Here is a 20,266-nt window from a genome sequence, read left to right on the forward strand (position 1 = left end):
TGGCGGTTCGGGGGCGTAGCCCCTGAGAGCCCCGAGAGTTGAGTTCCCCCTCCACGAAAGGATAGTGATGCCCACACGTAGCGCGCGCACCGCCTGGGTCGGCGGCCTGCAGGACGGTTCCGGTCAGGTCGAGCTGGTCAGCTCGGGCGTCGGCAAGTACGACGTCTCGTTCCCGAAGCGCACCGCCGACGAGGCCGACGGCACCACCAGCCCCGAAGAGCTCATCGCGGCCGCGCACTCCTCCTGCTACGCCATGGCGCTGTCGGGTCAGATCGGCAATGCCGGTGGCACCGTGCAGAGCCTGGACATCACCGCCGATGTGACCCTGGGCCCGGACCCGGCCGGTGGCTTCCGCATCTCCAAGATCAAGCTGACCCTGGTCGGCAAGGCGTCGGGCATCGACGAGGCCGGCTTCCTGGCCGCCGCCGAGGCCGCCAAGGCGGGCTGCCCGGTGTCCAAGGCGCTGGCCGGCGTCGACACCATCGAACTGGATGCCACCTTCGAGGCGTAGTTCGCGAGTTCCCGGCTGGCGCTGTCGTCAGCCGGGAACCACCGGTTCGAAGAGTGACATTCCCGTTGGCACTGTCAACACGTGCCCACCCGCGTTGATCAGGCGTTCTTGCCCGCCACGTCCAGGACGACCTCGAACTCCAGCAGCGAAGCACCGGTGGAGACCGGCTTGCGCGCCTCGCCCGCGTGCGCCTCGCGTGCCGGGCCGTCCCGCCATGCCGCGAAGGACTCCTCCGAATCCCACTGCGTGACAACGAAATACCGGTTGTCACCGGAGACCGGGCGGAGCAGCTGGAAACCCAGGAAGCCCGGCGAGTTCTCCACCGCGTGCGCGCGGTGCGCGAAGCGCTTCTCCAGCTCGGGGCCGGCGCCCTCGGGAACCTCGATTGCGTTGATCTTGACGACTGCCATGGGTGCGAATGTACTCCGCGTCGCGCACGTATCGTTCGAGGCAATAACCAACTCGGAACACATGGTCGAGGCGATGTTGTACGACGAAGGCGGCGCCGGCGCGCCGATCCTGCTGCTGCACGGATTGATGGGCAGCGCCCGGACCTGGCGGGCCCAGCTGCCCTGGCTGCGCGAATTCGGGCACGTGTACACGTTCGATGCCGCCGGGCACGGGCGTCCCGCGCCCGACCGGCTCACCACCGAGGCGTTCGTGGCCGATCTGGCCGAGGCGACCTCGGACATCGCCGAACCCATGGTGGTGATCGGGCATTCGATGGGCGGTCTGCACGGGTGGATGTTCACCGCGGCGCATCCGGCGCGGGTGCGGGCGCTGGTGGTCGAGGACATGGCGCCGGACTTCCAGGGACGGACCGCGGAGAACTGGGCGGCCGTGATTTCAGCTTGGCCACAACCGTTTCCGGACGAGCGGGCCGTACTGGAATTCTTCGGCCCGGTCGCGGGACGCTACTTCCTCGACTCGTTCCGGCACGGCCCCGACGGCTATCGCCTGCACGGTGAGATCCCGACCTTCCGGGACATCTCCGAGGAATGGGGCACGCGCGATTTCTGGGCGCAGTGGAAATCCATCACCGTCCCGGTACTGCTGATCGAGGGCGAGCACACCATCACCCCGCCGGGGCAGATGCGCGAGATGGCCGAGCTCCACCCCGATGCCCGCCACGTCGTCATCCCCGATGCCGGCCACCTCGTCCATGACGATCAACCCGCCGCCTACCGGGCCGAAGTCGAGGATTTCCTGCGCCGCGTACTCGTTTGATGGCGGGTGCCTTCAGTCGGGCGGGGTGGTCGTCGTATGCTCGGCTCGACCGCGACTCCCGACGGATGGTGACAAACGATGATCGACTTCTCGATTCCCGCCGACCTTGCTGCCGAACGCGATCGGGTTCGCCGGTTCGTCATCGACAAGATCGTGCCCTTCGAGCGTGATCCGCGCCTGACCGCACACGGTCCCGACGACGAGCTGCGGCAGGAACTGGTCGAGCTGGCCCGCGCCGAGAAGCTGCTCACCATCCAGGCACCGGTGGAGTTGGGCGGGCGCGGCCTGACCCACATCGAGCAGGCCGTGCTGTACGAGGCGGCCGGCTGGTCCACCCTCGGCCCTGTCGCCATGAACTGCGCCGCGCCCGACGAGGGCAATATGTTCCTGCTCTCCAAGATCGCGAATCCGGAACAGACGCAACGCTTCCTGCAGCCGGTGATCGACGGCCACCAGCGCAGCGTCTTCGCCATGACCGAGCCGGGCGGCGCGGGATCCGACCCCAGTCAGCTCGCCACCGAGGCCACCTTCGACGGCGAGAACTTCACCATCAACGGCCGCAAGTGGCTGATCACCGGCGCCGACGGCGCCAAGACCTGGATCATCATGGCGCGCTTGGCCGCCAACCCGCACCTGCCCGAGGGCCCCACCCTGTTCCTCTGCGAGGGCGACGCGCCCGGGATCGTAATCGAACGCGTTATGAACACCATGGACCGCAACTACGTCGGCGGCCACGCGGTGGTGCGCTTCGACAACCTGGTGCTGCCCAGGGAATCCGTGCTCGGCGAGACCGGCCAGGCGCTGCGCTACGCCCAGTTGCGGCTGGCCCCGGCCCGCCTCACCCACTGCATGCGCTGGCTGGGCGCGGCCGAGCGGGCGCAGGCCATCGCGGTCGACTACGCCAAGACCCGTACCGCCTTCGGCAAGCCCATCGGCGAGCATCAGGGCGTCTCGTTCATGTTGGCGGACAACGAGATTGCGCTGCACCAGTGCCGGCTCACCATCTGGCACGCCTGCTGGTTGATGGACCAGGGCCACAAGGCCCGCCACGAATCCTCCATCGCCAAGTCCTACGTTTCCGAGGAGCTGTTCAAGGTCACCGACCGCTGCGTCCAGGTGCTCGGGGGCATCGGCATCTCCGACGAGACGGTGGTCGAGATGATCTTCCGCGACATGCGAGCCTTCCGGCTCTACGACGGACCGACCGAGGTGCACAAGTACGCCATCGGGCGGCAGATCCTGCGGGGATGATGCCAGCTCTCGGGCGTGCCGTCGCGGGGATGACTAGGATTCTGGCGCATGAGTTCGGAATTGCACGTGGACGTCTCCGGCGGCGTCGCCGTGCTCACGCTCAATCGGCCCGCCCAGCAGAACGCACTGACCCCGGCCATGGCGTCGGAACTCGGTGCATCGCTACGCCGCTGCGACAATGACGACGCCATCGGCGCGGTCGTCATCACCGGGACCCCGCCCGCGTTCTGCGCGGGCGCGGACCTGTCGCTGAAGGTCGGCGAGGTCAACGGCCTCATCGATCCGCCACCGTTCCGGATCCGGAAACCGGTCATCGCGGCGGTGAACGGGCACGCGGTGGGCATCGGCCTGGAGATCGCGCTGCAGTGCGACCTGCGCTATGTCGCCCGCGACGCGGTGTACGCGCTCAACCAGGTTCGCCGCGGCGCGCTCGCCGACGGGTTCGCGCACTGGACCCTGCCCCGGCTGATCGGCAGCGCCCGCGCCGCCGACCTGCTGCTCACCGGCCGCACCTTCGACGGCGACGAGGCGTACACCCTGGGCATCGCCAATTCCTGCCTGCATGCCGCCGAGGTGCTGCCCACCGCCCTCGAGGTGGCCCACGACATCGCCCACGGTTCGGCCCCGCTCCCGGTGGCGCTTTCCAAGCGCCTGCTGTGGGAGGCCCCCACCATGACCCCGGAAACCGTGGGCCGCTTGGAAACCGAGCTCAACGACTACGTCGCCAAGAGCACCGACGGCGGTGAGGGCGTCGCGGCCCTCAAGGACCGCCGCCCGCCCAAGTGGACCGGCAGCGTCAGCGGCGAATGGCCCGCCTGGGATGCCGTGACAGGTGGCGAGCGCCGGCCCGGTCTGGACTGACCGGGCCGTTCGGCCGGGCCTGATCGGGCCGTTCGGCCGGGCCTGATCGGGCTGTTCGGCTAGGCGCGCCCGCTGATGACCATCAGCAGGAAGATGCAGGCGAAGACCACCATCAGGCAGGTCCCGATGACGCCGAGGGTATAGCCCACCAGGACCTGCACCCGGCCGCCGAACCGGCCCCCGCCCTCCTCGATCTCGTTCAGCGCCCGCCGTCCGAGCGCCCAGGCGATCGGACCCAGCGCGCCGCAACAGAACACGCTGAGCGCTCCCAGCAGCAAGACGGCCGTCGCATGCTCGTGCTCGACGGGGGACCCGATGGGCGGCTGATCGAATACCACCGCACGAGTTTACGGGCGGAAGCCCCGCGGCGGCAGGCTGACGCGCGGTGTTCGCTTGCGCCACTTGGATATCGAGGCCCACGAGCCTCGATATGTGGTGGTCGAGTGACCGAATCAGGCCCGGCGCTGCCGCGCCACCTCGGCCAGCACCACACCAGCCGCCACCGAGGCATTGAGCGACTCGACCGGACCCGCCATCGGAATGCTCAGGATGGCGTCGCAGGTCTCGCGCACCAGGCGCGACAAGCCCTTGCCCTCCGAGCCGACCACGATGACCGTCGGTGCGCTGCCGTCGAATTCGTCGAGGGTGGTGTCGCCGCCCGCGTCGAGGCCGACGATCTGGTAACCCTTGTTCGCCCAATCCTTCAGCGTGCGAGTCAGATTCGTGGCTCGCGCAACCGGAAGTCGCGCTGCCGCACCCGCACTGGTGCGCCACGCCACCGCGGTGACACTGGCGCTGCGCCGCTGCGGGATCACCACACCCTGCCCGCCGAAGGCCGCCACCGAGCGGATGACCGCACCCAGATTGCGCGGATCGGAGATATTGTCCAGCGCCACCAGCAGCGCCGGCTCGCCCGAATTGTGCACCCGGTCGACCAGATCGTCCGGGTGGGCGTAGCGATACGGCGGCACCTGCAGCGCCATGCCCTGATGCATGCCGTTGTGGCTCATCTTGTCCAGATCGGTCCGCGGCACCTCCAGGATCGAGATACCGATCTCCGCGGCCGTCTTCACCGCCTCGCTGAGCCGGTCGTCGTTCTCGGCGCCATTGGCGATATAGAGCGCGGTGGCGGGAACACCCGCGCGCAGGCACTCCACCACCGGGTTCCGGCCGAGCACCAGTTCCGGACCCTCGTTGTCCTTGCGGCCCGCGATCGGCCGGGCGGCATTGCGCGACCGGGTGGTGGCGGCCGTCGCCTGCGCCTTGGCCTTCGCCTTGGCGCGCTTCGCGGCCGGGTGGTAGGTGCGGTCCTCGGCCTTGGGGGTTGCGCCCTTGCCCTCGAGCCCGCGCCGGCGCTGCCCGCCGGAGCCGACGGTCTGCCCCTTCTTGGTGCCGGACTTGCGCGTCGCCCCGCGTCGCTGGGAATTGCCTGCCATCACTTCGCCTTCCGTATCACGCGGGTATCCCGCCTCGGCCCGGCCGCGGGACGAACCCGCTCACGGTCGATCGTGCGGGAAACCTGCCTCCGGTCGGCGCAGCGAACGGCTGCGCCCCTGTCTGAACTTTCGCGCTGCCCCAGGAGCAGCGCCTCCGGACGGCCGCGAGCCGCGCGGCATTGCCGGAGGGACGCTACGAATTGTGCCCCACGCTGGGCCGCCACCCCGAATTCGGTGCGCTCCGCCACACCGCGCGGGCTAGCCCACGCGGTATTCGGGTGACCCGGGTTCCACCTATGCGGAACCGCTCACTTCTTCTCCTTGGCCAGGGACCACTCCGCGCCCTGCGGCGTGTCGGTGACCTCGACGCCCGCGGCCGCGAGCCGGTCGCGAACCGCGTCAGCGGTCGCCCAGTCCTTGTCGGCGCGCGCCTGCTGTCGCCGCTGCAGTTCTGCGCCGATGAGCACATCGAGCGCGGCGATGGCGGCGGAATTGTCCTCGGGCGCAGCCCAGTGCTCGTCGAACGGATCCACACCGAGAATGCCCAGCATGGTCCGGACCTGCCCGGCCAGCATCCGCGCACCCGAGAAGTCACCCGCATCGAGTGCCTTGTTGCCCTCGGTCACTACGCCGTGAATCGCGGCCAGCGCCTGCGGAACTCCGAGATCGTCGTTCAGCGCGTCCGCGAAGGCCGGGGTCCAGGTGCCGACCGGAACCTCGCCCGTGCGCTCGGCCACCCGCAGCACGAAGGCCTCCAGCCGCTGGTACCCGGCGGCCGCCTCGGTCAGCGCCTGATCGGAATACTCGATCATGGACCGGTAGCTCACGCTGCCCAGGTAGTAGCGCAGCTCGACCGCGCGCACCCCGACCCGTTCCAGCACGTTCGGAATGGACAGCACATTGCCCAGCGACTTGGACATCTTCTCGCCGCCCATGGTCACCCAGCCGTTGTGCAGCCAGTAGCGGGCGAATCCGTCCCCGGCCGCGCGCGACTGCGCGATTTCGTTCTCGTGGTGCGGGAAAACCAGATCCATTCCGCCGCAATGAATATCGAATTCCGGTCCGAGATAGAACTCGGCCATGGCGGAGCATTCCAGATGCCAGCCCGGGCGACCCGGACCCCACGGCGACGGCCAGCTGGGCTCACCCGGCTTGGCGGCCTTCCACAGCGTGAAATCGCGCGGATCCTTCTTACCCTGGCCCGCGCTCTCACCCTGGTGCACGTCATCGAGCTTGTGCCCGGACAGCTTTCCGTAATCCGGGAAGCTCAGCACGTCGAAATAGACATTGCCCTCGGAGGCGTAGGCGTGGCCGCGCTCGATGAGCCGCTCCATCATCCCCACCATCTGGGTGATGTGCCCGGTGGCGCGCGGCTCGCCGGACGGCGGCAGCACGCCCAGCGTCTCGTAGGCGCGGTCGAAGGCACGCTCGTGGGTCGCGGCCCACTCCCACCACGGGCGGCCGTGATCGGCGGCTTTGTTCAGAATCTTGTCGTCGATATCGGTGACATTGCGAATGAAGGCGACGTCGAAATCATTGGCGGCCAGCCACCGTCGCAGCACATCGAAGGCGACGCCGCTGCGCACGTGCCCGATGTGGGGTTCCCCCTGAACGGTCGCGCCGCACAGGTACACCGAGGCTTTGCCAGGGACCAGCGGCGTGAATTCACGCAGGGTCCGCGTCTCGGTGTCGAAAAGGCGCAGAGTCACGACAGAGCATCCTAGCTGTTGGGAAATGGGCGGATGACGGGTGCGTCAGGCGCGACAACACAGCAGCGCGGTGGCGACCGCCGCCACGCCCTCGCCGCGGCCGGTGAGGCCCAATCCGTCGGTCGTGGTGCCGGACACCGAGACCGGCGCGCCCAGAAGCTCGCCCAGCACCTGCTGCGCCTCGGCCCGTCGCGGGCCGATTTTCGGGCGATTCCCGATTACCTGTACAGCCGCATTGACAATTGTGAATCCGGCCTCGTCGAGCAGACGCCGGACTTCTTTCAACATGGCCGCGCCGGACACGCCCGCCCATTCCGGGCGACCCGTGCCGAAAACCGCGCCCACATCGCCGAGCCCGGCGGCCGACAACAGCGCGTCGCACAGCGCGTGCGCCGCGACATCACCGTCGGAATGTCCCGCGCACCCGTTGTCACTCTCGAACAGCAGGCCCGCCATCCAGCAGGGCCGGCCGGATTCGACGGGGTGCACATCGCTGCCGATGCCGGTGCGCAGCGCCATGGGATCCATCACGGGGCGATCACCGCTTCGCGTGTCGCGTCCAGCCCACCTGCGGTGTCGGCCGTATCACGGCGGGCGGCAAGCATATTGGCGAGGACCAGGTCCAACGGCGTGGTGATCTTGAAGGCCAGGGCGTCACCGAGCACCGTATGAACGGTCGCACCGTGCATTTCCACCAATCCCGCGTCGTCTGTCGCCTGTGTACCCACAGCGTAGGCGGCCCGCAGCAGCGCGGCATCGAAGCCCTGCGGAGTCTGGATGGCGCGCAGCCCGGATCGATCCGGGGTACCCGTCACGGCGCCGGTTTCGTCCACGGATTTGATGGTGTCGGTCACCGGCAGCGCGGGCACCACGGCCCGCTCACCAGCGCGCAGCGCGTCGACCACCCGGGTGATGAGCGCCGGGGGAGTCAGGGCCCGGGCGGCATCGTGCACCAGCACCAGGGTGGCATCGGGCGCGGCCGCGAGACCGGCCCGCACCGAATCGGTGCGCTCCGCCCCGCCCGCCACGACCTGCACGTGCACGGCGGAAACGGGCAGCAGGGCGCGGGTCTCGGCGACGAGTTCGGCGGGCACCATAACCACAACGTCGTCGACCGATCCGGAATCGATCAGCCCCTGGACCGCCCGAGTGAGCATGGGACTGCCGCCGATGTGGACGAACGCCTTCGGCTTGTTCTCACCGAGACGCACGCCCATGCCGGCGGCAGGGACCAAGGCGACGACACGACTGCCGTCGCCGGGTGTAGTTTTCACGGTCAGGAGGCCGCTGCGAGAACCTCGTCGAGCAGGGTCTCGGCCTTGACGTCGTCGGTACCTTCCGCGAGCGCGAGCTCACCGACGAGAATCTGCCGGGCCTTGGCCAGCATCCGCTTCTCACCAGCGGACAGGCCGCGGTCCTGCTCACGACGCCACAGGTCGCGGACGACCTCGGCCACCTTGTTCACATCGCCGGAGGCGAGCTTCTCGAGGTTGGCCTTGTAGCGGCGGGACCAGTTGGTCGGCTCCTCGGTGTGCGGAGCTCGCAGTACCTGGAAGACCTTGTCGAGGCCTTCCTGGCCGACGACGTCGCGGACGCCGACATACTCTGCGTTCTCTGCGGGAACCCGAACGGTCAGGTCGCCCTGTGCGACCTTCAGGACCAGATACTCCTTTTGTACACCCTTGATGGTGCGGGTTTCGATAGCTTCGATCAGCGCCGCTCCGTGGTGGGGGTAAACGACGGTGTCTCCGACCTTAAAAATCATGTGTCCCGTGCCCCTTTCGATGTTCACAGTTTAACATGCGACTCGGTAACGGCGCGATCAACGGCGCAGGTCAGGGCCACAACGGAGCGGCGGCGGGGGTTGACAGAACGCAAAACGTGTGCATCCTGTTGTGGCATAAGGGGATAGCGCATCGCGGAGTTCGCGTGCATATGCGAGTGCGTACTTCGCATACGCGGCCGAGCGCCCTCTTATAAAGATCAATGCATCACTCGAGAAGTCGTCTCCGAATCTCTGTCAGGGCCCCTGACACATCCCGCCCGGTCGTTCTGTGAGATGTCGCGCCCGCGCCGGGCCGCCGCGGCGGGCGCACGCCACGCGCATGCGACACCGCCCGCGTGTAGAGCGGGGGGAGGGACGCATTACTCTCTTTGACTACTACTCTCCATAGTGGAGTTAGCCCGGTCGACATGGAGGACCCCGTGACTGCCCTGAAAGCCACCACTGCGTCGAAGTCGCGGCGGCGTGCCGTGACAGTTGCTGCACTCGCTGCGGGTGCGGTGCTCGCGCTGTCGGGTTGCGGCGCCGGCCAGGTCTCGCAGACCGCCACCCAGGTCGCCGCCGTCAACGGCAACGCCGCCAATGCCGGCTCCATCGCGCTGCGCGACGTGCGCTTCCTGCTCCCGCAGACCGAGGAGTACAACAACGCCAAGGGCGGCAAGGCCGTGCTGGCCTTCAGCGCCGTCAACCTCAGCGACAGCACGACCGACGAACTGGTCAGCATCAGCACCGATCTGGGCCAGGTCAAGATGGCCGACAAGATCGAGATCAAGCCGTCCACCACCGTCGTCGCCGACAAGCCGACCGCCAAGGACGCGGCCGCCGCGGCCGCCATGCACGAGCAGAACGCCGGCGAGCCGGCCTCCGACAAGGCCACCGACCCGAACGCCAAGCCCGTCCTGATCGAGGTCACCGGCCTCACCAAGGACGTCACCCCGGGCCTGACCTACCCGCTGACCTTCGTCTTCAAGGAGGGCGGCACCGTCGTCGTCAACACTCCCGTCGACGCCGGCGCGAACAACCCGCGCCAGGAGCCCGCGAAGCAGGAGAAGGGCGGCGAGCACTGAGCTCCCGTTAGAAGCCGGACAGCGCCCGCCCTGAGTCATCAGGGCGGGCGCTGTTGTTCGGGGCCGTCTCGATTCTGGGACTGCGGCTGGAATAGACCTCCGCCTTGGAGCGGGGGAGCGAAGCGGAGGAGGGAAGAATCGAGACCGCGGCTCCATAGACCTGCGCCGTGGCCGCGAACCCGCCCGGAGCGAAGCGGAGGGCAAATAAAGCACAGTGTCGGGGGCGCTGGCTAGGCTGCCCGGCGTGGCCAAGGTGAAATCGCTGTACCGGTGCGCGGACTGCTCGCACGAGGTCGCCAAATGGGTTGGGCGCTGCCCGGATTGCAACGCGTGGGGGACCATCGAGGAGATGGCGGCGTCCGCGTCGGTGGTCGCGGTGGGGCGGCGGGCGATGCTGCCGAGCACGGCGGCCGCTCCGATCTCGAGCATCGACTCCAACAAGACCCAGGCTCGGTCGACGGGGGTGTCCGAGCTGGATCGAGTGCTGGGCGGCGGGATCATTCCCGGGTCGGTGGTGCTGCTGTCCGGGGAGCCCGGGGTGGGCAAGTCGACGCTGCTGCTCGAGGTGGCGCACCGGTGGGCACGGGCGCGCGACGAGATCGCGCTGTACGTGACCGCGGAGGAGTCGGCGGGGCAGGTGCGGCTGCGGGCCGACCGCACGGGCGCGGTGCACGACAAGGTCTACCTGGCCGCGGAATCGGATCTGGCGACCATTCTCGGGCACGTGGAGCAGGTGAAACCCTCACTGCTGGTGGTGGACTCGGTGCAGACCATGCTGGCCGCCGACGCGGACGGCGTGATCGGCGGTGTCACCCAGGTGCGGTCGGTGACGGCGGCGCTCACCTCGCTGGCCAAGGCGAGCGGGATCGCGGTGCTGCTGGTCGGGCACGTCACCAAGGACGGCGCGGTGGCCGGTCCGCGCACGCTCGAGCACCTGGTGGACGTGGTGCTGCAGTTCGAGGGCGACAAGCACTCCTCGCTGCGCATGGTGCGCGGCATCAAGAACCGCTTCGGCAGCACCGACGAGGTGGGCTGCTTCGAGATGCGGGAGGCCGGAATCCATTGCGTGGACGACCCTTCGGGGCTGTTCCTGCACCATCGGGGCGACGCGGTGCCCGGAACCGCGGTGACGGTCGCCATGGACGGCAAGCGGCCCATGCTGGGCGAGGTGCAGGGGCTGACGGTGGACACCCAGGCGCCCGCGCCGCGGCGCGCGGTGAGCGGGCTGGACTACAACCGCGTTTCCATGGTCCTGGCTGTCCTGCAGAGCCGCGGCGGCGTCTTCGTGGGCAAGCAGGACGTCTACGCGGCCACCGTGGGCGGTATGCGGCTCACAGAGCCCGCCGCGGATCTGGCTGTCGCGCTTGCCATTGCGAGCGCCAGCCAGGATCTGGCGCTGCCCAGCGGCCTGGTGGTGCTGGGCGAGGTGGGGCTGGCGGGCGAGGTACGCCAGGTGACCGGGCTGACCCGCCGGCTGGCGGAGGCGGAGCGGCTGGGCTTCACCGAGGCCCTGGTACCGCCGGGCGCGGAACGCACCGGCCGCAGCATGACCGTGCGTGAGGTCGCCGATATCCGTGCCGCCCTTGCCGTTACGGGGTTGCGCCGGCGGCGCGGTGCGCAGGCCCCGGCGGAAATGGCGGAATGACAGCCGAAATCGAATGAGGTCGCGGAATCGAATTCGATCCGGACCGGAATTCGGTTCGCGATTACCGGAATTCTCGAAAGACGGCGGAGGCCGGGATCCGATCGATCGGATCCCGGCCTCCGCCGCAGTGTGCTGAATTCAGGCGAGATTGAAGGGCTCGGGGGCGCTGCGGACCGAACCGAGTTGCGCCACAACGGTGTAGGGGCCCGCCGGGACGGGAACGCGGTCGCCCGCGCAGTTGGGCTGAGAGGTGGCGCCGGACCAGGTGACGGTGAAGGCGGCCTGCTGGCCGGGCGCCAGGGTGCGTATTTCGGCGGTGCCGTCCGGGTAGCAGTCGGTGCTGGACCACAGCCTGCGCTGGCCGTCCAGGGACTGGACCTGGACCAGCTGCAGGCCCGACCCCATGTCGCGTTCGCAGGCGGCGCTGGAGATATTGGTGATGACGATGCCGAACTGCGGCTGCTCGCCGACCTTGTAGGTGGGCTGCCCGACGGTCACCTTCACGGCGAGCGACTGGTCGGGGCACTGACCCAGCGCGGCCGGGGCGGCGGCGCTCGGGATGGCGCCGGAGGGCTTGGCCGAGCTCGGGTCCGGGGCGCTCGAGGGACTGCTCGCGGGCTTGGCGGTGGCCGCGGCGCTCGAGGTGGTGGCCTTGGCGTCCGTCTTGTGGTCGCCGCCGCCCTTCAACAGCGCGAAGGCCACCCAGATCACCAGCGCGAGGCCGAGCACCATCGCGCCGATCGCGACCGCGCGACGGCGCCAGTAGATTTCGGGTGGCAGTGGTCCGTTCGGTTCCAGCACGGTGACAACGGTAAGGGCACCGTCCGGGTCATCCCGAGCAGGGTGTCGGCGTGTCGGAGGTGAAAGCGCCTACGGGGGCGGTAAATTCCGCCGCCCGCGGGGGCGGAACGCGCATCCACCGCCGAAACGACGCCACCCCGGTCGAGCGGGCTAGACCACTTCGCCGATGTTGCCGATGACGCGGTGCAGCTTGATCTCGCCGTCGCCGAGGTTGTAGGTGACGCACACGATGGCGCACTCGCCGGTGGCCACCCGCTGGGAGATGATCATCGACCGCTGCATGAGCAGGCGGGCGGTCTCCTCGACGTGGCGGGCCTCGAGCTCGTCGACCGATTCCAGGCCCTCGCGGCGGCCGATGAGGATGGACGGGGTGACACGCTCGACGACCGAGCGGATGAACCCGCCGGGGACGTTGCCGTGGTCGAGGGCGTCGATGGTGGCGCGGACCGCGCCGCAGCTGTCGTGGCCGAGCACGATGATCAGCGGCACCGACAGCACCTGCACGCCGTATTCGATGGAGCCCAGCACCGAGGCGTCGATGACGTGACCGGCGGTGCGGACCACGAACATGTCGCCGAGACCCTGATCGAAGATGATCTCGGCGGCGACGCGAGAGTCGCCGCAGCCGAACAGAACTGCCGAGGGCTGTTGCCCGGCGACGAGCTTGGCCCGGTCGGCCGCGCCCTGGCTAGGGTGCTGCAACGCGCCGTTGACGAAGCGCGCGTTGCCTTCACGCAAGGCTTTCCAGGCACTGATCGGGTTGTTATGCGGCATGCGTCCTATTTTCCATAGCCCTCTGGTTACCGGCGAGTCCTCAGCGTTACGGTCCGGCAAAGACGCGCCGATCGGATCGCCGCGCGCTCGGTGAGCCGCCGGGTGGGCGGAAACCGGCCTCGCCGAAATGGATACCATCGCGCGTGGCGGCGTGCGGGATTTCCCGCCTCCGAAACGGCCGGGAGGAGGCGAAGGTGGACAGCGACGCGCTCATCGACTGGTATGGCGAGACCGCGCGGGACCTGCCGTGGCGACGGCCCGGCGTCACGGCGTGGCAGATCCTCATGAGCGAGATCATGCTGCAGCAGACGCCCGTGGTGCGGGTCGAACCCATCTGGCGCGAGTGGGTGGCCCGCTGGCCGGTGCCCTCCGCCATGGCCGCCGCACCACAGGGGGACGTCCTGCGCGCCTGGGGCAAACTCGGCTATCCGCGGCGCGCGCTGCGGTTGCACGAGTGCGCCCGGGTGCTGGCCGAGGAGCACGGCGACGAGGTGCCGACCGACGTGGACGTGCTGCTGAGCCTGCCCGGGATCGGGGCGTACACCGCCCGCGCCGTGGCCTGTTTCGCGTACGGGCAGCGTGTTCCGGTGGTGGACACCAATGTTCGCCGCGTGGTGGCCCGCGCTGTGCACGGCCGCGCCGAGGCGGGCAATCCGGCGAACCGCGATCTCGCGGAAACCGAGGCCCTGCTGCCCGCGCGGGTCGACCGGGCCGCCGTCATGTCGGCCGCCCTGATGGAACTGGGCGCGCTGATCTGCACCGCGCGGACCCCGGATTGCGAGCGTTGTCCACTTCCCGCGTGCGCCTGGGTCACCGCGGGCCGCCCGGCCTCCGAGGTGGTGCGGCGCGTGCAGAAGTACGAAGGCACCGACCGGCAGGCACGGGGCCGCCTGCTCGACGTCCTGCGCGGGGCGTCGGGTCCGGTGGAGCGGGTTCGCCTGGACCTGGCCTGGACTCGCGATCCGGGCCAGCGGGATCGGGCGCTGGACTCGCTGCTGGTCGACGGTCTCATCGAGCAGACCCCCGACGGCCTGTTCGCGCTGGCGGGCGAGGGCAGCTGACCCGCGGACGGCCCGCCCGGGCCGAGGGGTTGTTGTCCGGGAGAGGCGGGTGGGGGCGATCTGCCGCCCCCCATGCGATAGATCGCGGTGTCGCATCCGGTTTCGCCGGATCCGGCCCGAAACTCAGGCGGCGACGAGGATTCTGCGGCGGTTGCGGGTACGGCTGCCGACCACCCGGCAGATCAGGTAGATCGTGAACGAGATGGTGGTGACGAACGTCGAGATCGGGACACCGGGTGCCAGCGACAGCAGAATGCCTCCGACGGCGGCGATCTCGGCGAACACGATCGACAGGATCGCCACCCGGGCCGGGCTGGCGGTGAGCTGGGCGGCCGCGGCGGCGGGAGTGATCAGCAGCGAGAGCACCAGCAGCGCGCCGACGATCTGGACGCCGAAGGCCGCGGTCACGCCGAGCAGCACCGCGAACACGATGGACAGCGCCCGCACCGGAACACCCCGCGCCACCGCCACTTCCGGATCCGCGCTGGCGAACAGCAGCGGGCGGTAGACGGCGGCCAGCACCACCAGCACGGCGGCGGTGCAGGTGGCCAGCAGGCCGAGCCCGGAGTTCCCGACGCTGACCACCTGACCGGTCAGCAGCGAGAACTTGGAGCCCGCCCGTTCCGGGCCGAGCCACAGGAACAGCACCGACAGGCCGAGGCCGAAGGACAGCACCACGGCGATGACCGAATCACGTTCGCGGGCACGGGAACCCAGCACGCCGAACAGCACGGCCGCCACCACCGAACCGATGATGGCGCCCAGGCCGACGCCGATGCCGGCCAGCAGCGCGGCCGCCGCGCCGGTCAGCGAGAGCTCGCTGGTGCCGTGCACGGCGAAGGACATCTGGCGGCTGATGATGAGCGGGCCGATGGCCCCGGCCAGCAGGCCGAGCAGGGCGGCGGCGAGCACCGCCTGCTGCACGAAGTCGTAGGACAGCAGATGGGCGGTGGTGGAGACGTCGAACATCTGCGAGAACAGCTTGGACAGCTTGTCGATCATGCCCGGGCCTCCTGTGCCTGCTCACCGTGGTCGTGGGCCGCACCGGATTCCCCGAGGGCGTCCATGGCGTCGCCGGTGCCGACGACCACCAGGCGGCCGCGCACCCGCAGCACGTCCACCTCGGTTCCGTAGAGCTCGGACAGGGTCTCGGAGGTCATGACCTCGTCGGGCGTGCCGATCCGGAACTGCCCGTCGACCAGGTACAGCACCCGATCCACCAGCGGCAGAATGGGATTGATCTCGTGCGTCACGAACAGCACCGCGGTGTCGTGGGTGCGCCGCCGCCGGTCGATGAGCTCGGAGACCAGCCGCTGATTCGCCAGATCCAGCGACAGCAGTGGTTCGTCGCACAGCAGCACCCGCGGATCACCGGCCAGCGCCTGCGCCACCCGCAGCCGCTGTTGCTCGCCGCCCGACAGTGCGTCCAGCGGCGCGTAGGCGAATCTCTCCGCCCCCACGGCCGAGATCGCCGCCGCCACTTTCCGTTTGCGTTCCTTGCGCCCGCGCAGCCCGAGCCCCCACCTATGCCCGTCCACCCCGAGCCCGACGAGATCGACTCCGCGCAGCTGCGCCCCGCCCTCGATGGTCTTCTGCTGCGGCACATACCCGATATCCGGATTTCCCACCCGCACCGGCGATCCCGCGACCTCCGCGGTCCCCGCGGTCAGCCCCAGCTGTCCCAGCAGCATCCGCATCAACGAGGTCTTCCCGGACCCATTGGGCCCCAGCACCGCAATGAATTCCCCCGGCGCAACCTCGAGATCCAGCCCCTGCCACAACGTCCGCTCTCCGAACGAGAGCCGCGCATTCGAGAGCCGCACGGCCGGTGCGCCCCGGCCGCCGTGCGTGTTGCCAGCGCCCGTGGCCGGCGCGCCGGCGGTAGCGTTCGCCGTCGTTTCGGCCTGCGCCGCAATGGTGTTCGTGTCGGCGACGGCAACGGAGTCGGTCGCCGGAGGAGGAGTCTCGGCGCAGGTCGAGCGGCCGGAGGGAGTGCGGGGGCGGGCTCCGGTGAGGGCGCAACCGCCTTTGGGTGTCGTCACGCCGGTGTCGGGTGCCTGCGCGAGGTTCGTGGTGGCCTGCGCGGGGTTCGCGGTCATGGTGGTACTCCCGGATGCGGCGGTGGTGCTGGTGCGTACGGGGTCGGCGTCGAGGGTTGTGGCCGAACGGGTTTCGGGCACGGCTGAGTCGCCGGGTGCGGGGTGAGCGCTCGGCGACTGCGGTGTGCTCCGGTGGTTCAGCGGGCTGTCCTCTGCTCGGTGGGGTGGTCGGTCAGGACAGGGCCTTAGCTAGGGACTGGGCGTTGTTCGTCATCCAGGTGACGTAGTCCAGGCCCCGGGGGAGGGTTTCGGTGACCTCGACGACGGGAACGCCGGACTTGTCGGCGGTGGCGCGCAGGTCCTTGGTGAGTTTGTCCTCGGTCTGGATGTTGTAGACGAGGGCGCGGACCTGCTTGGCGCTCAGCAGGTCTCGCACGGTGGCCACGTCCTGGGGTGCGGGGTCGGTGCCCTGTTCGACGGCCTCCTGGAAGGCGTGCGGGGTCTTGTCGTCGGCCTTGGCGGCGGTGAGCAGGTAGGCGGCCAGCGGCTCGGTCTGCAGGACCGGCTGGTTCGGATGCTCGGCGGCGATCTTGGCGGTCACGGCCTCGATGGGGGCCAGCTGTGCGGCGAAGGCGGCGGCGCGGTCGGTGAAGGCCTGCTTGTGGCCGGGGTCGATCTCGCCGAGGGCGTCGGCGATGTGCTGGGCGATGTGGCCGACCTGGTGCAGGTCGTACCAGACGTGCTCATTGGCCTCGTGGTCGTGACCGGCGGCCTCGGTCTGCGCGGAAGTCGGTGCGGCCGAACCGCTCTCGTGTGCGTGGTCGCCCTCGGTGGCGATGTCGAAGGCGTTGACCGTCTTCGTGTTCCGGCCCGCTATGGCCTTGTCGATGAACTCGTCGTAGCGCCCGCCGTTGTAGACGACCAGCTTGGCGTCGGTGATCTTGGCGGCGTCGGCGGGGGAGACCTCGAACGAGTGCGGGTCCACCGTGGGGTCGTTGATGATCGATTCGACGGTCACGTCCGGCCCGGCGACGGCCCGGGTGATATCGCCCCAGACATTGGTGGAGGCGACGACGGTCGGCTGATCGGAGCTCTTGGAACTGCCGCAGGCGGTCACGGTGGCGACCGTCGCAAGTCCGGCGGCGAACACGGCGAATCCTCGGGCGAAGCTGGTGGTCACGCGGGGTACTCCTGGCACAGCGGCGTACTAGTAACGAAAACGATTGCCATTTGAATGTAGCGCAAACGACCGTCAGGTCCCTAGCCCCGGGTTGGGAGATGTGGCCCGCAACACCCGCGGCCTACCTCCGCCACGCAGAAACGCACCTCGGCCGCACAGGAAGCGGCCCCCGCGAACGGATGTTCGCGGGGGCCGCTTCGGTCGTGCGGTGCGGTCCGGCCTAGGTCATCGCCGCGACCGGCAGGCTCAGCAGTTGCGCGCAGCGCAGCAGGCCGAGGTGGCTGTAGGCCTGCGGGTGGTTGCCGAGCGAGCGTTCGGCGACCGGGTCGTACTCCTCGGAGAGCAGACCGGTCGGTCCCGCCACATCCACCAGCTGAGCGAACAACGCCTCGGCGTCCTCCCGCTTGCCGATGAGCAGATACGCCTCCACCAGCCAGGCGGCGCACAGGTGGAACCCGCCCTCGCCGCCGGGCAGCCCGTCGTCGTGGTGGTACCGGTACACCGTCGATCCGCTGCGCAGCTCGGCCTCGGTGGCCACCACGGTGGCCGCGAACCGCGGATCCGAGGGCTCGATCAGCCCGCTGAGGCCGATGTGCAGCGTGGCGGCGTCGAGGTCGGTGCCGTCGTAAGCCGCTGTGAAGGACTGGACTTCGTCGTTCCAGCCCTCGGTGCGGACCTCGTCGGCAATGGCGTCGCGCAGCGGCTCCCACTCGGGGTCCGCCGGCCGCCCGAACTGCCGGGACAGGGTGAGCGCCCGATCCACGGTGAGCCAGCCCATGACCTTGGAGTACACGTGGTGGCGCGGATTGCCGCGGATCTCCCAGATGCCGTGGTCGGCCTCGCGCCAGCGGCGCTGCACCGCGGACACCATGGCGTGCACCAGTTCCCAGTCCGGGTCCGGCAGCGCCTTCGCAGGATCGTTGATGCCCTTGCGTTCCCGCGCGTGCGCGAGCTGGGAGATGAGATCCACGATGGGCCCGAACACGTCCAATTGAACCTGCATGTTCGCCGCGTTGCCGACGCGCACCGGCCGCGAACCGGCGTAGCCGGGCAGCTGGTCGATGACGGCCTCGGGGGGCAGCGTCTCGCCGTAGAGCGTGTACAGCGGGTGCAGTCGCTCGGGTCCGGGCAGGGTCTCGAGCACCCGGTGCACCCAGGCCAGCAGATCCTCGGCCTCGCCGAGCGAGCCCAGCGAGACCAGCGCGGCCGCGGTGAGCGAGGCGTCGCGCAGCCAGCAGTAGCGGTAGTCCCAGTTGCGCACGCCGCCGATGTCCTCGGGCAGCGAGCTGGTGGCCGCGGCCAGGATGGATCCGGATGGCGCGTGCACCAGCCCGCGCAGGGTGAGCGCGGAGCGCTTCATCAGATCCGGCTTGAGCGGCGGCAGTTCGAGCGTGCCGACCCATTCGGCCCAGTAGCGCTCGGCCTCCCGGCGCCGGTCCGACTCGGCCCGCATGGCGGGTGCGAGATCGGAGGTGCCGCACCGCATTTCGAGCACGATCGGTCCCTGGCGCGGGTCGACCACGGCGCGGGCGGTGTGGTGGTTGCCGTCGTCGGTGATCTCCCATTCCACGCCGGGGGAGCGCAGCACGATCGGATCGTTGGGGCCCTCCACCTTGAGCCCGCCGGTGGCGTGCAGCAGCCGCACCGGCACCTGCCCGAATTCGGGGCGCGGCGCGAAGGTGATGACCGCTTTGGCGTCACCGGTGATGACGCGGGTCAGGTCGGTGCGCTCGGGTACCACGTCGTGCGGCAGGTAGTCGACGACCTGCAAACTGGACCAACGGGTTTCGACGGTCATGGTGCCGTCGACATAACGCTGCGACAGCGGCAGGCTCGCGCGCTCGGGCTGAATGGTGAAGTGGCCCGCGCCCGGTCCGCCCAGCAGATGGGCGAAGACGGCGGCGGAATCGGGTTCGGGGTGGCACAGCCAGGTGACGGTGCCGTCCGGTGTGACAAGGGCTTTGGAGCGCGGGCTGGCCAGCATGGTCAGCCGCTCGATTCGAGGGGCGGAGGCACCCGCCAACCACGTGCGGCGTTCCTCGAGTAGGAACGCCAGCGCCTTCGACACCTCCTCGGTGCTGGCGACCCGGTGTTCGGCCATGGAATCGCCGTCGCCGACCTTGATACCGACGTCCGGTCCGGAGAGGCGTTTGAAGGCCTTCTCGTCGGTGACGTCGTCGCCGATGAACAGTGCCGCCGAGGCGCCCTGCTGATGCCGGACGATATCGAGTGCCGCGCCCTTGTCGGTCTCGACCACCGCCAGTTCGATGACCTCCTTGCCCTCGGTGGTCTGCACGCCGACCCAGCTGGCCGGGCCCTGGCGCACCGCAAAGACTGCGCGACGGCCGATTTCGGGGCTGGTGTTGCGGACGTGCAGGGCCACGCTGGCCGGTTTGATCTCGACGGAAGCGCCCGGATTATCCTGAGCGATCTGTGTCAGGGTCGTGGTGACCTCCTGCAGCAGCTGTTTGGCGTCGTTGTCGATGGCATGCACGAAGCCGACATCGAATTCCGAACCGTGACTACCGATCAGCTGCACCTCGACGGGCAGCCGGGACAGGGCCGCGAGATCGCGCAGGGCGCGACCGGATATCACGGCGGCGGTGGTTCCGGTGAGTCCGGCGAGAGCGCGCAAGGCGCTCACCGACTCCCGATGGGGATAGGCCTTCGTCGGGTCGGAGACGATGGGCGCGATCGTCCCGTCGTAGTCCGAAGCGACCAGCAACCGTGGCACGCGGGCGATGGCCGACAGGGCACGGCGAAGTTCCAGTGACAAATCCTGTGCGCTCACGCATCCAACCTAGTGATCGGAGGAGATTTTTCAGGGCGCGAGTGATGCTACTGGGTCTTGATTGCTCACTCGTGTGTGCGGTGATACATAGCGTTTACAAGACACCTCCGGGTCGTTCACGCCTTTTGTG

Annotated in this window: 20 protein-coding genes; 7 read left to right on the forward strand and 13 right to left on the reverse strand. The window is 69.2% G+C overall.

Annotation, left to right across the window (positions count from 1 at the left end; all coding sequences use genetic code 11):
• Nucleotides 1–67 precede the first annotated feature (67 nt).
• Nucleotides 68–511 carry an OsmC family peroxiredoxin gene (locus tag ABZ909_RS14025; protein ID WP_356998733.1) on the forward strand — a complete coding sequence of 148 codons (444 nt, stop codon included), beginning with the start codon at nt 68–70 and terminating at the stop codon, nt 509–511.
• A 98-nt stretch (nt 512–609) separates the two neighbouring features.
• On the opposite strand, the gene mhuD is transcribed toward ABZ909_RS14025, so the two are convergent.
• Nucleotides 610–921: a mycobilin-forming heme oxygenase MhuD gene (gene mhuD, locus ABZ909_RS14030; RefSeq protein ID WP_356998735.1), complete on the reverse strand. Its 312-nt coding sequence runs from the start codon at nt 919–921 to the stop codon at nt 610–612.
• Nucleotides 922–994: 73 nt separating this feature from the next.
• On the opposite strand from mhuD, the gene ABZ909_RS14035 reads away from it, so the two are divergent.
• The 3 genes from ABZ909_RS14035 to ABZ909_RS14045 all read left to right on the forward strand — a co-directional run bounded on the left by ABZ909_RS14035 (nt 995) and on the right by ABZ909_RS14045 (nt 3,850).
• Nucleotides 995–1,738: an alpha/beta hydrolase gene (locus ABZ909_RS14035; RefSeq protein ID WP_356998737.1), complete on the forward strand. Its 744-nt coding sequence runs from the start codon at nt 995–997 to the stop codon at nt 1,736–1,738.
• A gap of 78 nt (nt 1,739–1,816) precedes the next feature.
• Complete coding sequence (locus ABZ909_RS14040; RefSeq protein WP_356998739.1) at nt 1,817–2,989, forward strand: acyl-CoA dehydrogenase family protein; 1,173 nt, start codon at nt 1,817–1,819, stop codon at nt 2,987–2,989.
• A gap of 48 nt (nt 2,990–3,037) precedes the next feature.
• On the forward strand, nt 3,038–3,850 hold the full coding sequence (locus ABZ909_RS14045) for an enoyl-CoA hydratase/isomerase family protein (RefSeq protein ID WP_356998741.1): 813 nt from the start codon (nt 3,038–3,040) through the stop codon (nt 3,848–3,850).
• Between the two features lie 59 nt (nt 3,851–3,909).
• Here ABZ909_RS14045 and ABZ909_RS14050 read toward each other — a convergent pair whose 3' ends face one another.
• The 6 genes from ABZ909_RS14050 to carD form a co-directional block, all read right to left on the reverse strand.
• Nucleotides 3,910–4,188, reverse strand: a complete 279-nt coding sequence (locus ABZ909_RS14050) for a DUF4190 domain-containing protein (RefSeq protein WP_356998743.1) — start codon at nt 4,186–4,188, stop codon at nt 3,910–3,912.
• 114 nt (nt 4,189–4,302) lie between these two features.
• Entirely contained in the window at nt 4,303–5,286 is a 984-nt protein-coding gene (gene rlmB, locus ABZ909_RS14055; RefSeq protein ID WP_356998745.1) for a 23S rRNA (guanosine(2251)-2'-O)-methyltransferase RlmB, read from the reverse strand.
• Between the two features lie 308 nt (nt 5,287–5,594).
• Nucleotides 5,595–6,995, reverse strand: coding sequence for a cysteine--tRNA ligase (gene cysS, locus ABZ909_RS14060; protein WP_356998747.1), 1,401 nt, complete (start codon nt 6,993–6,995; stop codon nt 5,595–5,597).
• A gap of 45 nt (nt 6,996–7,040) precedes the next feature.
• Complete coding sequence (ispF, locus tag ABZ909_RS14065; RefSeq protein WP_356999242.1) at nt 7,041–7,508, reverse strand: 2-C-methyl-D-erythritol 2,4-cyclodiphosphate synthase; 468 nt, start codon at nt 7,506–7,508, stop codon at nt 7,041–7,043.
• A gap of 14 nt (nt 7,509–7,522) precedes the next feature.
• Nucleotides 7,523–8,269 carry a 2-C-methyl-D-erythritol 4-phosphate cytidylyltransferase gene (gene ispD, locus ABZ909_RS14070; protein ID WP_356998750.1) on the reverse strand — a complete coding sequence of 249 codons (747 nt, stop codon included), beginning with the start codon at nt 8,267–8,269 and terminating at the stop codon, nt 7,523–7,525.
• Nucleotides 8,270–8,271: 2 nt separating this feature from the next.
• Nucleotides 8,272–8,760, reverse strand: a complete 489-nt coding sequence (carD, locus tag ABZ909_RS14075; RefSeq protein WP_025346809.1) for an RNA polymerase-binding transcription factor CarD — start codon at nt 8,758–8,760, stop codon at nt 8,272–8,274.
• A 440-nt stretch (nt 8,761–9,200) separates the two neighbouring features.
• On the opposite strand from carD, the gene ABZ909_RS14080 reads away from it, so the two are divergent.
• Both ABZ909_RS14080 and radA read left to right on the forward strand, forming a co-directional pair.
• Complete coding sequence (locus ABZ909_RS14080) at nt 9,201–9,845, forward strand: hypothetical protein (RefSeq protein WP_356998753.1); 645 nt, start codon at nt 9,201–9,203, stop codon at nt 9,843–9,845.
• Nucleotides 9,846–10,089: 244 nt separating this feature from the next.
• The gene (radA, locus tag ABZ909_RS14085; protein WP_356998755.1) at nt 10,090–11,490 is read left to right on the forward strand and encodes a DNA repair protein RadA; all 1,401 of its coding nucleotides are present in this window, start codon (nt 10,090–10,092) and stop codon (nt 11,488–11,490) included.
• 138 nt (nt 11,491–11,628) lie between these two features.
• On the opposite strand, the gene ABZ909_RS14090 is transcribed toward radA, so the two are convergent.
• Nucleotides 11,629–12,291, reverse strand: a complete 663-nt coding sequence (locus tag ABZ909_RS14090) for a hypothetical protein (RefSeq protein ID WP_356998758.1) — start codon at nt 12,289–12,291, stop codon at nt 11,629–11,631.
• 150 nt (nt 12,292–12,441) lie between these two features.
• Entirely contained in the window at nt 12,442–13,065 is a 624-nt protein-coding gene (locus ABZ909_RS14095) for a carbonic anhydrase (RefSeq protein ID WP_356998761.1), read from the reverse strand.
• Nucleotides 13,066–13,259: 194 nt separating this feature from the next.
• Here ABZ909_RS14095 and ABZ909_RS14100 point away from each other — a divergent pair, with 194 nt between their 5' ends.
• Nucleotides 13,260–14,126, forward strand: coding sequence for an A/G-specific adenine glycosylase (locus ABZ909_RS14100; RefSeq protein ID WP_356998764.1), 867 nt, complete (start codon nt 13,260–13,262; stop codon nt 14,124–14,126).
• A gap of 123 nt (nt 14,127–14,249) precedes the next feature.
• On the opposite strand, the gene ABZ909_RS14105 is transcribed toward ABZ909_RS14100, so the two are convergent.
• The 4 genes from ABZ909_RS14105 to otsB all read right to left on the reverse strand — a co-directional run bounded on the left by ABZ909_RS14105 (nt 14,250) and on the right by otsB (nt 20,136).
• Nucleotides 14,250–15,128 carry a metal ABC transporter permease gene (locus ABZ909_RS14105; RefSeq protein ID WP_356998767.1) on the reverse strand — a complete coding sequence of 293 codons (879 nt, stop codon included), beginning with the start codon at nt 15,126–15,128 and terminating at the stop codon, nt 14,250–14,252.
• Complete coding sequence (locus tag ABZ909_RS14110; RefSeq protein ID WP_356999244.1) at nt 15,125–15,949, reverse strand: ATP-binding cassette domain-containing protein; 825 nt, start codon at nt 15,947–15,949, stop codon at nt 15,125–15,127. Before ABZ909_RS14110 ends, ABZ909_RS14105 begins: the two co-directional genes overlap by 4 nt.
• Before the next feature lie 448 nt (nt 15,950–16,397).
• Nucleotides 16,398–17,345, reverse strand: a complete 948-nt coding sequence (locus ABZ909_RS14115) for a zinc ABC transporter substrate-binding protein (RefSeq protein ID WP_356998770.1) — start codon at nt 17,343–17,345, stop codon at nt 16,398–16,400.
• 220 nt (nt 17,346–17,565) lie between these two features.
• Nucleotides 17,566–20,136, reverse strand: a complete 2,571-nt coding sequence (gene otsB, locus ABZ909_RS14120; RefSeq protein ID WP_356998773.1) for a trehalose-phosphatase — start codon at nt 20,134–20,136, stop codon at nt 17,566–17,568.
• Nucleotides 20,137–20,266: the final 130 nt, after the last annotated feature.

This window comes from Nocardia sp. NPDC046763 (assembly GCF_040645495.1).
Lineage (GTDB): Bacteria > Actinomycetota > Actinomycetes > Mycobacteriales > Mycobacteriaceae > Nocardia.